The sequence below is a fragment of the Mesobacillus thioparans genome (genome assembly GCF_965138835.1).
In the GTDB taxonomy this organism is placed as follows: Bacteria; Bacillota; Bacilli; order Bacillales; family Cytobacillaceae; genus Mesobacillus; species Mesobacillus thioparans.
The window spans coordinates 1-14,107 of the sequence record NZ_CBCSFH010000002.1 but is presented as its reverse complement, the minus strand read 5'-3'; the positions used below and the strand labels follow the sequence as shown (position 1 = coordinate 14,107).

The 14,107-nt window shown below is 43.7% G+C and carries 13 protein-coding genes and 1 pseudogene; 6 read left to right on the top strand and 8 right to left on the bottom strand.

Features of this window, described 5'->3' with window-relative positions; translation table 11 throughout:
* Positions 1-70 precede the first annotated feature (70 nt).
* A complete protein-coding gene (locus tag ACNAZ4_RS04580) occupies positions 71-1,357 on the top strand; it encodes an NCS2 family permease (protein WP_415813024.1) in 1,287 nt (428 codons plus the stop codon).
* Between the two features lie 34 nt (positions 1,358-1,391).
* On the opposite strand, the gene ACNAZ4_RS04575 is transcribed toward ACNAZ4_RS04580, so the two are convergent.
* Both ACNAZ4_RS04575 and acnA read right to left on the bottom strand, forming a co-directional pair.
* A complete protein-coding gene (locus ACNAZ4_RS04575; protein ID WP_415813023.1) occupies positions 1,392-1,940 on the bottom strand; it encodes a hypothetical protein in 549 nt (182 codons plus the stop codon).
* 504 nt (positions 1,941-2,444) lie between these two features.
* A complete protein-coding gene (gene acnA, locus ACNAZ4_RS04570) occupies positions 2,445-5,153 on the bottom strand; it encodes an aconitate hydratase AcnA (RefSeq protein ID WP_415813022.1) in 2,709 nt (902 codons plus the stop codon).
* A 331-nt stretch (positions 5,154-5,484) separates the two neighbouring features.
* On the opposite strand from acnA, the gene sspO reads away from it, so the two are divergent.
* Positions 5,485-5,634, top strand: a complete 150-nt coding sequence (sspO, locus tag ACNAZ4_RS04565) for a small acid-soluble spore protein O (protein WP_415813021.1) — start codon at positions 5,485-5,487, stop codon at positions 5,632-5,634.
* A gap of 65 nt (positions 5,635-5,699) precedes the next feature.
* On the opposite strand, the gene ACNAZ4_RS04560 is transcribed toward sspO, so the two are convergent.
* On the bottom strand, positions 5,700-5,957 hold the full coding sequence (locus tag ACNAZ4_RS04560) for a hypothetical protein (RefSeq protein WP_214708437.1): 258 nt from the start codon (positions 5,955-5,957) through the stop codon (positions 5,700-5,702).
* Between the two features lie 115 nt (positions 5,958-6,072).
* Here ACNAZ4_RS04560 and ACNAZ4_RS04555 point away from each other — a divergent pair, with 115 nt between their 5' ends.
* Positions 6,073-6,216, top strand: a complete 144-nt coding sequence (locus ACNAZ4_RS04555) for a small acid-soluble spore protein P (RefSeq protein WP_283903617.1) — start codon at positions 6,073-6,075, stop codon at positions 6,214-6,216.
* A 39-nt stretch (positions 6,217-6,255) separates the two neighbouring features.
* Here ACNAZ4_RS04555 and selA read toward each other — a convergent pair whose 3' ends face one another.
* On the bottom strand, positions 6,256-7,662 hold the full coding sequence (gene selA, locus ACNAZ4_RS04550; protein WP_415813020.1) for an L-seryl-tRNA(Sec) selenium transferase: 1,407 nt from the start codon (positions 7,660-7,662) through the stop codon (positions 6,256-6,258).
* Between the two features lie 142 nt (positions 7,663-7,804).
* A pseudogene (locus tag ACNAZ4_RS04545) lies at positions 7,805-7,987 on the bottom strand (Rdx family protein); the annotation flags it as partial.
* A gap of 224 nt (positions 7,988-8,211) precedes the next feature.
* Between ACNAZ4_RS04545 and selD the strand changes: the two are divergent.
* Entirely contained in the window at positions 8,212-9,231 is a 1,020-nt protein-coding gene (gene selD / locus ACNAZ4_RS04540) for a selenide, water dikinase SelD (RefSeq protein ID WP_415813507.1), read from the top strand.
* Positions 9,232-9,264: 33 nt separating this feature from the next.
* Here the strand turns inward: selD and ACNAZ4_RS04535 are convergent, their stop codons facing one another.
* Together ACNAZ4_RS04535 and ACNAZ4_RS04530 are read right to left on the bottom strand one after the other, a co-directional pair.
* Positions 9,265-10,209, bottom strand: a complete 945-nt coding sequence (locus tag ACNAZ4_RS04535) for an L-threonine 3-dehydrogenase (protein WP_415813019.1) — start codon at positions 10,207-10,209, stop codon at positions 9,265-9,267.
* 65 nt (positions 10,210-10,274) lie between these two features.
* Positions 10,275-11,465 carry a glycine C-acetyltransferase gene (locus ACNAZ4_RS04530; protein WP_415813018.1) on the bottom strand — a complete coding sequence of 397 codons (1,191 nt, stop codon included), beginning with the start codon at positions 11,463-11,465 and terminating at the stop codon, positions 10,275-10,277.
* Positions 11,466-11,828: 363 nt separating this feature from the next.
* Between ACNAZ4_RS04530 and arcA the strand changes: the two genes are divergently transcribed.
* The gene (gene arcA, locus ACNAZ4_RS04525) at positions 11,829-13,061 is read left to right on the top strand and encodes an arginine deiminase (RefSeq protein WP_415813017.1); all 1,233 of its coding nucleotides are present in this window, start codon (positions 11,829-11,831) and stop codon (positions 13,059-13,061) included.
* A 46-nt stretch (positions 13,062-13,107) separates the two neighbouring features.
* On the opposite strand, the gene ACNAZ4_RS04520 is transcribed toward arcA, so the two are convergent.
* Entirely contained in the window at positions 13,108-13,389 is a 282-nt protein-coding gene (locus ACNAZ4_RS04520) for an AbrB/MazE/SpoVT family DNA-binding domain-containing protein (protein ID WP_415813015.1), read from the bottom strand.
* Between the two features lie 184 nt (positions 13,390-13,573).
* Between ACNAZ4_RS04520 and ACNAZ4_RS04515 the strand changes: the two genes are divergently transcribed.
* Complete coding sequence (locus ACNAZ4_RS04515) at positions 13,574-13,786, top strand: hypothetical protein (protein ID WP_415813014.1); 213 nt, start codon at positions 13,574-13,576, stop codon at positions 13,784-13,786.
* The last annotated feature ends 321 nt before the right edge of the window (positions 13,787-14,107 follow it).

The following is a 14,107-nucleotide window of genomic DNA, read 5'->3' as shown; positions in this document are numbered from 1 at the left end:
TGTCTATGTTACGATATTTTCATTCGTTTCAAAGCGGAAAATTTATCTATATAAAGAGAGAGGAGAACACATGGATAAATTATTTCAATTAAAAGCACATGATACAACAATCGGAAGAGAGTTTTCAGCTGGTCTGATCTCCTATATAACTGTTGTATATATCATCATTGTTAACGCGACTATTTTATCAGCAGCCGGAATCCCGCTGGAAGCAGGGATCATCGCTACCATTTTGACCGTATTCGCAGGCTGCCTGCTCATGGGTTTTTGGAGCAATACACCCATTTTAGTTATTCCGGGAATGGGACTGAATGCGATGTTTACATACACAATCGTGCAGTCAGGCGGCTTCGCATGGCAGGAAGCCCTTGCAATGGTGTTTGTTTCTGGAGTCATTTTCATGGTATTAGCTTTCACGCCACTGGCAAAGACGATTGTCACATCCATTCCTGACTCCCTGAAGGAAGCCATCACTGTTGGGATCGGCATCCTATTAATCCTGATCGGTTTCGATAATAGCGGAATCATTACCAATTCTGATCATACATTGCTTGCAATCGGGGACCTCAGCAGTTCAACAGCACTCATCACTTTGATCGGCCTGGTTGTCACTGTCGTATTATTCATTAAAAATGTACCTGGCAACCTATTGCTTAGTATCGCATTTACTGCCACACTTGCCTTTCTTTTTGGTGACTTCAGAAGTAATGGAGCGTCATGGAGCATGCCTTCATTCGGAGGGTATATGAGTGTGTTTGGTCAAATGTCATTTGCGAAAGCGGGTGATTTTGTTTTCTGGCTAACTGCTTTTTCATTGGCAATGGTAGTTATTTTCGAAAATATCGGTTTGATCCATGGACATACAAAGATGTTAAACCAGACACATAAATCCAAGAAAGCTTTACAGGCAAATGCAATTTCAGTAGCAACAGCCGGTATTTTCGGCACTAGCCCGACCGTTGCCTCTGTCGAAAGTGCAGCAGGGATCGCAGCTGGTGGCCGGACAGGATTAACAAGCATTGTAACTGGACTCCTATTCCTGGCTTCCATTGTCTTAATCCCTGTGATAAAAATAGTCCCGGAAAGTGCTGTATCTCCAGTCTTAATTTTAATTGGCGTACTCATGCTGCAGAATATCACGAACATCAAACTCGACGATTTACTGGAAAGCTTCCCTGCACTGCTGATCATTGTGCTGATACCATTGACTTACAGCATTGCAGATGGAATGGCAATTGGTTTCATCCTTTATCCTTTAATGAAGCTGCTAATGGGTAAAGGCAAAGAAATCCAGCCGGCACTTTATATGATTGCCCTGCTGTTCCTTGGTAATTTTGTCTTGCAGTATGCACTATAATCATATTAAAACAGCCCTGGATACCAGGGCTGTTTTAGTTTGCTCTTTTTAGGATATAGGATGACGCATTCGTATGAATGCCAGGAATGAATTTTGAAGCCTCCCGCAGCAGATGGACTTGAGCTGCCTGTGCCTGGTCAACTGTCCCCATTCCATACATCTTCAATGATTTCTCAAAAACAAGCATCGTTTCATGTCCATTAACATAATAGAGACTTTCACCTGAGCCGGGATAATAGGATTCAAGAGGTTTCCTGTTGGAAATGACGTGATATTGAGCTTCCCCTTTTTGAGAATAACCCGCCACCACTGCCTCAAAAAGCCGGCCATCTGCCAAAAACATCGGATTGTTGATTGATGACTGGATTGATTCAGCAAGTTCCTTTAGACTGAAACCTTGGTTAATAAGAGTTTCAGCAGCATCAGCGGCCATTACCGCATATTCTTCATCACCACAGAATGCAATGAACGCTGTATCAGGGATCAATTCCTTAAACCGAATGTCATCGGAGAACTGCTGTATACCCAGATCAGTAACCAATGAAATGAAATTCTTTCTTGCCACGATCGATACAAGGCCCATAGAAACCACTCCTTATGTTCCATCTATCTTAAACATACCTCTTTGACAGTAATTATCAATAGGAGAGTTTGTCGATTTTACAGAAGTTTTCGTTAATTTTGTAAGTTTTGTTAATAAAAAGAGTAACCAGGTTAAAAAAGTGAGAAGTTATGAGGATTGAGCCAGAATATGCAGGCTCTTCCTCTCTCATAAGGGTACCATTACGGCTGAAAGATGACCTTATGCAGGTTCTTCTGCCCTCATAAGGGTATCATTACTGCTGAAAGATGCCCTTATGTAGACTCTTCTTCCATCATAAGGGTACCATTCTCGCTGAAAGCTGCCCTTATGTAGGCTCTTCTTCCATCATAAGGGTATGATTCAGGCAAAAAGCTGGCTTATGCAAGCACTGTCCAAAAAAATCGAAAACTGTCGAAATCAAACTTTGATACTCACAGATTTAATCACAAAAAAAGCGAAAAACCCCCTCGTCCGTATAAGGACGAGGGGGTTCTGTATTTCATATTATGCTTTTAATTTATCACGAAGGACCATTTGCAGGATGCCGCCGTGACGGTAGTAGTCGATTTCGACTTCTGAATCGAAACGTACAAGAACTTCGAAAGTTTTCTTGTTGCCTTCTTCATCAGTAGCTGTCACAGTGATGATGTCGCGTGGGCGAACCTTTTCATCAATCTGGACGTCGAATGATTCTTTGCCTGTCAGGCCAAGAGTTTCTGCGTTTTCACCAGCTTTGAATTGAAGTGGCAGTACGCCCATCAATACAAGGTTTGAACGGTGGATACGCTCGAAGCTTTCAGCGATAACAGTCTTGATACCTAATAGGTTCGTACCTTTTGCAGCCCAGTCACGGGATGATCCCATACCGTAATCTTTTCCTGCGATAACCATCAGGCCAGTGCCCTGCTCTTTGTACTTCATGCAAGCATCAAAGATGGACATGACTTCGTTCGTTGGCCAGTAAGTTGTGAAGCCGCCTTCTGTGCCAGGAGCGATCTGGTTCTTGATACGGATGTTTGCGAATGTTCCGCGCATCATGACTTCGTGGTTACCACGGCGTGAACCGTAAGAGTTGAAGTCGCGTGGCTCTACACCCTTTTCACGCAGGTATTTTCCAGCTGGTGTATCTTTGCCGATTGCACCTGCAGGAGAAATATGGTCAGTTGTTACAGAGTCACCGAACTTGCCGACAATACGCAAGTTGTTCAATGGAGCAACTTCCCCAGCCTCTGGAGTCAACCCTTCAAAGAATGGAGGGTTTGCGATATAAGTTGAATCCTCATCGAAAGTGTAAAGCGGATCGCTGTTTGTTTGAATCTCGTTCCACTTTTCGTTGTCAGTGAATACAGTTTCGTACTCTCTGCGGAATAGTTCTGGTGTTACAACACGGTGAACGACGTCGTTCACTTCTGCAGTTGACGGCCAGATATCCTTGAAGAATACGTCGTTGCCGTCTTTGTCTTTTCCTATTGGGTCGTTCTGAAGGTCGATGTCCACAGTTCCAGCTAGAGCATATGCAACAACCAACGGCGGTGAAGCCAGGTAGTTTGCTTTTACAAGCGGGTGGATACGTCCTTCGAAGTTACGGTTACCGGAAAGGACTGAAGTAACCAGAAGATCACTTTCAGCAACAGACTTTTCGATTTCCGGCTTTAATGGACCGGAGTTACCGATACATGTCGTACAGCCATAACCTACAAGGTTGAAACCAAGAGTTTCAAGATAAGGAAGCAATTCTGAATCGCGAAGGTATCCAGTAACAACCTTAGATCCTGGTGCCAATGATGTTTTAACGAACTTAGGAACTTCCATTCCCAGTTCAACAGCCTTCTTGGCTACAAGTCCTGCCCCAACAAGTACGTATGGGTTTGATGTATTTGTACAGCTAGTGATCGCGGCGATTGCGATTGCACCAGTCTTCATTGTTGTTTTGTCGCCATTAGCGAACTCAACAACGGCTTCTTTGTCAATTTCCTTCTTGCCAAGGCCAAATCCCTGGTTTCCTGCTGGAGCAGTCAATGCTTCCTTGAAGGACTTTTGCATTGCTGAAAGCGGAATCAAGTCTTGTGGACGCTTAGGACCAGAAAGGTTAGCTTCGATGTCAGAAAGATTGATTTCTACAACATCAGTATAAACTGGCTCTAATGCAGGATCGAAGAATAATCCGTTTTCCTTGCAGTATGCCTCAACCACTTTAATGTGGTCTTCTGAGCGGCCAGTTAAACGCATGTAATCCAATGCTTCTCCATCTACTGGGAAGAATCCGCAAGTAGCGCCGTATTCTGGTGCCATGTTGGCAACAGTCGCACGGTCAGCAAGCGGAAGTGTCACTACGCCAGGTCCGAAGAACTCGACGAATTTACCCACAACACCTTTGCTGCGAAGAACCTGTGTCACTTTAAGTGCAAGGTCAGTTGCAGTAGCGCCGTTCGGCATATCGCCTACTAATTTAACACCTACTACTTCTGGTACTGGGAAGTATGAAGGCTGGCCAAGCATTCCAGCTTCCGCTTCGATACCGCCTACGCCCCATCCAAGAACGCCAATACCGTTGATCATTGTAGTATGAGAGTCAGTACCTACCAATGAATCAGGGAATGTTTCGAATTCGCCATCCGCATTTTCTACAGCGTGGACAACGCTTGCAAGGTACTCAAGGTTCACCTGGTGAACGATCCCTGTTGCCGGCGGTACAGCGCGGTAGTTGTCGAATGCTTTCTGTGCCCAGCTCAAGAACTGGTAACGTTCAGCGTTACGTTCGAATTCCAGTTCCATGTTCACATTAAGTGCGTCAGGAGTGCCGTACTTATCAACCTGTACAGAGTGGTCAATAACTAGATCAACCGGCTTTTCAGGGTTGATTTTGTCTGGGTCTCCACCCATGTCTGCCATTGCTTTCCTAAGTGAAGCAAGGTCAACGACTGCTGGTACACCAGTGAAGTCCTGAAGAATGACACGTGATGGCTTGAACGGCACATCCACTTCTTTTACTTCGCTGGTTCCCCATTTTGCTAGATTTTCAACATGCTCTTTTGTGATCACAAAGCCATCATGCTGGCGGAGCACGGATTCAAGCAATACCTTAACAGAGTAAGGCAGTTTTGATACATTGCCGATTCCAGCCTTTTCTAATGCTGCCAGGCTATAGTAATGATAGCGTTTCCCGTCAACTTCAAATGAACTGCGGGCGTTAAAAACATCTTGGTTTGACATATGTTTACCCCCTTCTTCTACGTAAACATCATAAACTAAATAAAAGTAGTTGTCGAAAAGTTTGAATCTTGTATTCCATCCTAACTTTTCTTACAATTTCATATTAATATAACCTTGTATATAAGTAAATAACAAGAAAGTTATTGTGCATGATAAGTTTTCCTTATTATAAAAATCATTACCATGATAAAAACACCTTTAATGGGATTTTACCGAAGAAGAAATCAGTTCCATTTTTCATCCAATCACCCCAAAAACTATTTTACAAAAACAAAAAACCCGGATTGTTGACTGTGTTATGGGAAAAAATATGCCGATGGAGGTGAATACTGTGGTAAAAAGAAAATCAAATCATGTCATTCCCGGCGCAAATGCTGCAAAAGCCCAGGGAAATGGTGCAGGATTTAACGAAGAAATGGCAAATGAACCATTGACTGAACTAGAAAAACAAAATAATAAGAAGCGTAAAAAGAATCAGTAACCAAAGCTGGTTCTAATACATGCCTGGCATATGAAAAAGCGGAAGGCGCGCCTTCCGCTTTCTTTTTATTCCATATTCACTTCATTCACGATGCTCCTGAGGTCCTGCTGGAATCTTTCCAATTGTCCCCTTTGATGTTCAGATGCATTCTCAAGGGCGTTTTCAATTTGCTGAAATGCTTCATTCACTTCATTTTTAAGATGCTTTAACTGGTGCCCATAGCTTGCTGAGTCACGGACAATTTCCGAATATAGGCCCTGTGCGTCTTCAAATCCTTGCTGAGCTGCCTGGAAGGCTTGTTGTTTATCTTTATTGTAAGGCATATGTGTTTTCCTCCTGATGTAGTTAAATCTTTACCGTTAAATTGCACATATATGAGTTATTTATTCAGTATAAATTCAAGAGAAAATCTAATCCTAAAATCAGGAGGGATGAGCAATGAACAAAAACGATTCTAAAGATATGCATAAAAACGCTCCCAAGGGTGACCAAGACAGCCAGCCTGCCCCACTAAGCGGGTCAAAAAAGGTTAAAAACCGCAACCATACTCGTCAAAAGCATAATTCAGGGCACGATATGTAACAACAAAATGGCTGCCAAATACACTGGCAGCCATGATTTCTATATCAATTTAAGGGCATCCAATAACTGTTGTTCCTCTTCTGCAGAAACGGTACGGAGATCGACTTGCACCACTTCTTTATGAATTCGGACAATGATGGCTGGAGAATTTTCAGTCCTGAGCTTTCTCGCAATATGTTCAGCACTTAATTCAGGGTGGCTGATGGAGACTAGATAGGTAGGGAGCTCGACATCCGGCATCGTCCCCCCGCCTACCTGGCTGCTTCCTTCCGACATGTTTGCGACCAGGTTTCCGCCGAAAGATCGAATTGACTGGACAAAGTTTTCAGTCCTTGCTTTCAATTCTGACAATGGCACAAGTAAATCCCGAAGAGTCGGGATATTGTTCATCCCCTTTTCTCCTTTTAAATAGTCCATTAATGTTGCTTCCAGCGCCGCGAGGGTCATCTTATCCACTCTTACGACCCTGGCTAGTTGATGCTTCTTCAGTTTATCGATCAGCACTTTTTTCCCTGCAATGATGCCAGCCTGTGGTCCACCCAGCAATTTATCTCCGCTGAACGATACAATATCCGCTCCCATTTTAAGCACCTCACTGACAACTGGCTCTTCTCCAATACCATGTCTTCGGAAATCATACAGAACCCCACTGCCAAGGTCTTCATAAAAAATGACATCTTCGTGGTTATTTGTCAGTTGTGCCAACTCATTGCTCTCTACTGCCTTTGTAAAACCAAGGATTTTAAAATTGCTAGTATGGACCTTAAGGATCATGGACGTCTGATCGGATATGGCATTCTCATAATCGAATAAATGAGTTTTATTCGTGGTACCCACTTCAACCAGTCTTGCTCCGCTTTCCTCCATAATCGAAGAGATGCGGAAAGAACCACCAATCTCCACGAGTTGTCCCCGGGAAACGATAACCTCTTTATCCCTTGCAAGCGCACTAAGGATGATAAAAACAGCAGCTGCATTATTGTTGACTACCATGGCTGCTTCTGCTCCTGTGATTTCCTTTACCAATGCTTCCACATGACTGTGCCGGGAGCCGCGTTTGCCCTCGTCAAGCTTATATTCGAGATTTGAATAATTCTTTGCCGTTTCCACAACATGCTTTATAGCATTCTCACTCAGCCGTGCCCTGCCCAGATTAGTATGTAAAATGGTACCGGTAGCATTGATCACGGTTTTAAGTGTATAATCCAATCGTTCAGCCGCGGAATGACCAACTGCTTCAAAGACATGGTCGATAAATGCTTCTGTGCCTGGCTCCGCCCCTGTCCAATTTCCCTTAAGGAGATCAATCCTTATTCTATCCATTTCCGATTTCAGAACATCGGTCAAATAGACCCCATCTATATCAAACTGCTCGATAAGATCCTTAAACCTTTGGTCTTTCTGCAGTTCATGAACTGCAGGCAAGGCTCTCAACAATTCCTTCATTTTCACATGCCCCCACAAACAAATCTACATTGTTTCATTATATCATTAATAACCATTCGAAATTTTTTCAATCAGGTGAAATGTGAGTTCATGAAGTACTTATTAAAGTATCAAAAAATGCCTGGCAGCAGCCAGGCATTTTTTATGCTTCTATTTGCTTGATCATTTCGTCGGTATCCGGAAAAACACCTGTATCAAGTTTGGAATACAGAAGTTTCCCATTTACCGTAACTTCGAATGCTCCTTTAGAAGCCGGTATCAGTTCCATCTTTTCGATTTGGCTGCGAAAATGTGTGAATAAATCTTCCGCGAGACTCGCGGCTTTTGGCGCGTAATTTCACATCATGCAGAATTCTACGGTGACATGATACTTTTCCATGCAAAATCCCCCTTGTTAAGCTCTTAAATATATATTTACTGTAATTTTAGTGTAAAGTCTTTCCCTGTGCAAATAATAGTAGCTTAAGGATGATTTTAAAAACAAGAAGGAGTATACTTTCTGTTGAGGTGATAAGGTTGAGTGAACATGAAAAAATCCGTTTGACTTCAATGTCAACAAAAGCTGGCTGAGGATGCAAAATCAGTCCCGAGGACTTGACGCAGGTTCTGCGTCTATTACCTGAACAGGAACCTGTTCCTGAATTGCTTGTCGGACATGAAACATCCGATGATGCAGGTGTATATAAACTGACAGAAGATATTGCCCTGATCCAGACAATTGATTACTTCACCCCCATTGTGGATGACCCTTATATGTTCGGCCAAATCGCTGCGGCGAATGCACTGAGCGATGTGTACGCAATGGGCGGAGAACCAAAAACAGTCCTTAATATAGTTGGCTATCCCGTCAAAAAGCTCGGTCCGGATATACTTGCCGAAATATTAAGAGGAGCAAGTGACAAAGTGAAAGAAGCTGGCGCTGTTACGGTTGGCGGACATTCAATCGATGACCAGGAGCCTAAATTCGGCTTATCCGTTACAGGACTCGCGCACCCCGAAGCAATCTGGAAAAACGTCGGCGCACAAGCCGGTGATGTTCTGGTCATTTCAAAACCAATCGGCGTCGGAATCATGACCACAGGTATCAAGCGCAGTGCAGTAACGGCCGAGCAGGAACAGGCAGTAACCGAAACAATGGCCTTATTGAACAAAAGCGCTGCTGAAGCGCTTAAAAACTTCAATCCTCATGCAGTTACGGATGTAACAGGATTCGGCCTTCTCGGCCACGGAAGTGAAATTGCACGCGGCAGCAATGTCAGCTTTGAGATTGACCTGTCTAGTGTTCCGGTTCTTGAAGGTACTTATGAATTGGCAGCTAAAGGCGTTGTGCCTGGCGGTTCTAAATCCAATCATAAATGGCTGGAGAACGATGTAGAATATCAGGACATTTCTCCTGATGAACAACTGGTCCTGTGTGATGCAATCACGTCAGGCGGACTTCTCGTTTCACTGCCAGAGAATGAGGCTCATCAATATGTAAAAGCACTCAAAGACAAAGGCTTGAACCATGCAGCTATCATTGGCAAAGTCACAGAAAAACAGGATAAACTAATCTATGTAAAAAGGTGAAATCAAATTTGATTTCACCTTTTTTCTTCATTATTATAATTTAACCTTCAATTTTTCCAGCATATCGGCAGTCATACTCCCCAGGTCATACTTTGCCTTGAATCCCCATTCCACAGCAGCAGCTGATGCATCGATCGAATTCGGCCAGCTATCGGCAATTGCCTGTCTGACAGGATCCACTTCATAAGTTAGTTCAAAGCCAGGGATGTGCTTCCTGATTTCTGCTGCCAGCTGTTCAGGATCGAAACTCATCGCCGTTACGTTAAAAGCATTGCGATGGACGAGCTTAGAAGGATCTGCCTCCATTAAATCAATGATTGCACCAAGCGCGTCAGGCATATACATCATGTCCATATAAGTCCCTTTGTCGATATATGAGCTATACTTGCCATTTTTGGTTGCTTCATAATAAATCTCTACCGCATAATCAGTAGTTCCTCCTCCTGGAGGAGTAACATAAGAAATCAATCCAGGGAACCTTACTCCCCTGGTGTCAACTCCAAAGCGGTGGAAATAATAATCCGCCAGCAGTTCACCGGCAACCTTGTTCACTCCATACATCGTCGTAGGACGCTGGATCGTGTCCTGAGGAGTATGGTCTTTCGGTGTGTTCGGTCCGAACGCCCCGATTGAGCTTGGTGTGAAGAATTGCAGATTCAATTCTCTTGCGGTTTCAAGGGCATTCATCAAGCCGCCCATATTCAGGTTCCATGCAAAAACCGGCTTCGTCTCTGCTGTTGCTGAAAGCAGTGCGGCCATGTGCATGATCGTGTCAACATTGTATTTTTTTGCTAACTCCGTCATCCTATTGGCATCCATTACATCGAGAATCTCGAACGGGCCGTTGACAGCTGCTTCTGAATTCGTCTGTCTGATATCAGTAGCAATGACATTGTCCAGGCCATAAATATCACGCAGTTTCACTGTTAATTCGGAACCAATCTGGCCAAGTGCACCAGTAATCAATATCTTTTTCATTCTATGTATTCCTCCTGGTTTTCCTTAAAACTATGCCGGCTTGTCAAACAAACCGGCATATCCACTTAAATAATCCCTAGTTCTTTTCCTGCTTTTTCGTAAATAGAAATTGCCTCATCCAGCATTTCTTTCGTATGCGCAGCAGAAGGCATATTCCTTACCCGCCCTGTTCCCCGCGGTACTGTTGGGAATACGATTGATTTTGCGTAGACTCCCTCTTCATATAAACGCTTGCTGAATTCCTGTGTTTTTACTTCGTCTCCAATGATACAAGGAGTGATTGGCGTCTCAGAATGTCCAATATCAAATCCTAGCTTTTGCAGTCCATCCTTCAGATAGTTCGCATTTTCCCAAAGTCGCTGGTTCAGCTCTGTGCTTTCCATCAGGATTTCAATGGCTTTAATGCTGGCAGCGACATCAGCAGGCGTAAGGGAAGTTGAGAACAGGAATGGACGGCTTCTCACTTTCAGCCAGTCAATCAGGCTCTGCTTACCCGCGACATATCCTCCAACTACCCCGATAGCTTTCGATAATGTCCCTATCTGGAAATCGACTTTATCTGAAAGGCCGAAATGCTTGACCGTTCCTGCACCTTCCCCAAGTACTCCAGAACCGTGCGCATCATCAACATATGTAATCAAATCGAACTCTTCTGCGACTTCAACGATTTCTGGCAATTTGGCAATATCTCCATCCATAGAGAAGACGCCATCGGTGATGACCATGATTTTATTGTATTGCCCTGATTCCTTTGCTTCTTTTGCCTTTGCGCGTAAGTCTTCCATATCAGAATGGTTGAATCGGATGATTTTCGCCCGGGATAGACGGCAGCCGTCAATAATCGAAGCGTGGTTCAATTCATCCGAAAGAATCGCATCATTTTTATCCATTACCGCGGAAATCGCGGCCATATTGCACATGAAGCCAGATTGATAAGCGATGGCTGCTTCTGTTTTCTTGAACTTGGCTAGCTTTTCTTCAAGTTCAACATGTAGCTTGAGTGTCCCATTAATCGTCCTAACGGCACCTGCTCCCACTCCGAACCGTGAAATCGCTTCATCCGCAGCTTTTTTCAATCTGTCATCTGTAGCAAGTCCGAGGTAATTATTAGATGATAGATTGATCAAATCTTTTCCGTTAATCGTAATGACTGGTCCATTAGGACTTTCAAGCGGGTCGATCACATTATAAAGACCTTTCCCTTTTAAATCCTCCAGGTTCTCATTTAAAAATTGATCCAATGTTTTGCTAGACATCGAAATCCCCTTTCTGCCGATAATCGGCATGTCATTAATACGGAAACACCTGTCTTTTTGGAGAGGACAATGTGTTAGTCCGCCAAAGCATATATAATCTGTTTTTATAAAATATACTTTAACACAATTCTTAATTTTGTACATCTATGAAGGACAGAAAACGCTTACTTTTTATATTTTTCCCTCTTTGTCTTCAAAAAACAAGAATTTGTTGAAATCAGGTTTGAAAAATTTTTAAAGGGTAAATAGAAGAGGGCCAGTCTGTCAGAAACAGACAGTCAGGAGAGTGCTGTGAAAATCTTTTCATCTTCACTTCCTTCTGATTCAAATAGAAATAGAAACTCAGCACGGGAGGTCAATTTTATGGAAAATCCACTTAATATAACTTCAGAGATTGGAAAGTTAAAATCCGTCGTCCTGCATAAGCCAGGCAAAGAGGTCGAAAACCTGACACCAAAGTATTTGGAAAGGCTTCTTTTTGACGACATCCCTTATCTTCCAGCAGTCCAGAGAGAACATGATTATTTCGCTGATGTTTTAAGAAACCGGGGCGTCGAAGTCCTTTATCTTGATAATCTGATTCAAGAGGCATTACATACTGATGACTTAAGGCAGGAATTCATTAATCAGGTGCTCAATGAAAGCAAAAGCAATCTGAACGGTTCAAGAAGTACTGTTGAAGAGTACCTCCGTTCCTTTTCCACTGATGAGATGATCCGAAAGGTGATGTCCGGAGTCTTAAAATCAGAGATCGAGAAGGAGAAAAAGGTACATTTACACGAACTGCTGGACGACTACTATCCTTTTTTCCTTGACCCAATGCCAAACCTCTATTTCACGAGGGATCCGGCGGCTGTGATTGGCAATGGGATATCGCTGAACAAGATGTGTGAAGGAGCTCGGAAAAGAGAGTCACTGTTCATGGACTTCATCATGAAGCACCATCCGAGGTTCGCAGCCCACGATATCCCACATTGGTATGACCGCGATCAGTACTATCCTCTTGAAGGCGGGGATGAACTGGTGCTTAGTCCAGAAGTCATTGCCATCGGGGTAAGTGCGCGAACTTCTGCACAGGCTATTGAAAAATTGGCTAAACGGATTTTCTCCACTAATAATGAGATAAAAAAGGTCGTTGCTGTTGAAATCCCCAAATTGAGGGCCTATATGCACCTTGATACCGTCTTCACCATGGTGGACCATGAAAAGTTCACCATCCATCATGGAATTGAAGGGCCTAATGGCGATATGAAAATCTATATTCTTGAAAAAGGATCAGACCCTGACAGACTTGACATTACGGAACGATCCAACTTAACAGAAACCTTGAAGGAAGTCCTACACCTGCAGGACTTAATCTTGATTCCTTGTGGAGGCGGCCATGAAATCGCTGCTGCGCGCGAGCAGTGGAATGATGGCTCCAACACGCTGGCAATCGCTCCCGGAGTCGTCGTCACATATGATCGAAATTATGTATCCAATGATCTGTTAAGAAAAAATGGCGTGGAGGTAATCGAGATCCCAAGTTCCGAACTCTCACGAGGGCGCGGTGGTCCTCGATGCATGAGTATGCCGATTTATCGGGAAGATTTGTAAACAATAAAAAGCAGTCCTCATACCAGGACTGCTTTAAATGTATACTCTAGTTGGCAGCAAGATAGCTTTGCAATTCTTTAATCAATTGTTCAGCTCCCTCTTTACTTAAAACGATTTTCCCGCCAGCAAGCGACATGTTGTCATTGCTGATTGTGCCGGTTAAAAGGCAAGTCAGGTCAGGCTGGTATTTCTTCAGGATGATCATATCCTCATCAACGAAGATTTCCAGCGGGTCATTTTCACCGATACTCAGCTTCTTCCTTAGCTCCATCGGAATGACCACTCTGCCCAGCTGATCCGTCTTCCTCACGATTCCCGTAGCCTTCATATAGCATCCTCCCCTTCCTATATGGGAACTGGATGTCTGTACTGTGAAAAAATTCTAGCCCAATACAATTATAGCAAAACGAGGGATTATTTTACATTCATAATGTGTCGGAAATGGTTCTAAAGATGCAGGTCAAAAGCGCAAGCGCCTTGTCCAGTCCCGACAAGCGCTGGAGGGCCTTACAGTGAAGTCGTTCTTTGACTTCATTGACCAGACCGAAATCGAAAAGTATAGACGACTGCCCAGAAACGCAGAAACTGGAGACTCCGACAAAGAAGCGCTTTTTGCTTCTGCGGGCGGAGTTGAAGTTTCGGAGTTTCTAGGAGGCGACACTAGACAATTCGAAAAGCGGAGGCGACTGCCCAACTGCGACAAGCGCTGGAGGGCCTGGCAGTGAAGTCGTTCTTTGACTTCATNGGCAGGACCGAAGCGTCTCGAGGAGTTAGGAGCCGCAGCTAGACAAGCGTCTCGAGCTGCTCAAAGCTAACGCTTATCGCAAGATACTCGAGGGAGTTTATTCAGGGGAGAAAACTGGCTAGGCGCTGGAGCTAGATTAAGACACCCATATGCAATTATCAGCACTAAAATGCTTTTATAATTTCCTGGTGTATGAAATACTGATTTCAGACACAAAAAAAGTCCCATGACTATGCTACGATTGAGATACTTAACCAAGTTTACTCAATCACCCACCCAACCAAAGGAGGTCATAGTCCAT

What these genes read in the sequence shown, in the direction of transcription:
- ACNAZ4_RS04520 (WP_415813015.1), bottom strand. Translation starts at nt 13,389, where the DNA reads ATGAAGGCTACGGGAATCGTGAGGAAGACGGATCAGCTGGGCAGAGTG.
- ACNAZ4_RS04580 (WP_415813024.1), top strand. Translation starts at nt 71, where the DNA reads ATGGATAAATTATTTCAATTAAAAGCACATGATACAACAATCGGAAGA.
- ACNAZ4_RS04535 (WP_415813019.1), bottom strand. Translation starts at nt 10,209, where the DNA reads ATGAAAAAGATATTGATTACTGGTGCACTTGGCCAGATTGGTTCCGAA.
- ACNAZ4_RS04555 (WP_283903617.1), top strand. Translation starts at nt 6,073, where the DNA reads ATGAACAAAAACGATTCTAAAGATATGCATAAAAACGCTCCCAAGGGT.
- arcA (WP_415813017.1), top strand. Translation starts at nt 11,829, where the DNA reads ATGGAAAATCCACTTAATATAACTTCAGAGATTGGAAAGTTAAAATCC.
- ACNAZ4_RS04575 (WP_415813023.1), bottom strand. Translation starts at nt 1,940, where the DNA reads ATGGGCCTTGTATCGATCGTGGCAAGAAAGAATTTCATTTCATTGGTT.
- ACNAZ4_RS04530 (WP_415813018.1), bottom strand. Translation starts at nt 11,465, where the DNA reads ATGTCTAGCAAAACATTGGATCAATTTTTAAATGAGAACCTGGAGGAT.
- selA (WP_415813020.1), bottom strand. Translation starts at nt 7,662, where the DNA reads ATGAAGGAATTGTTGAGAGCCTTGCCTGCAGTTCATGAACTGCAGAAA.
- ACNAZ4_RS04560 (WP_214708437.1), bottom strand. Translation starts at nt 5,957, where the DNA reads ATGCCTTACAATAAAGATAAACAACAAGCCTTCCAGGCAGCTCAGCAA.
- acnA (WP_415813022.1), bottom strand. Translation starts at nt 5,153, where the DNA reads ATGTCAAACCAAGATGTTTTTAACGCCCGCAGTTCATTTGAAGTTGAC.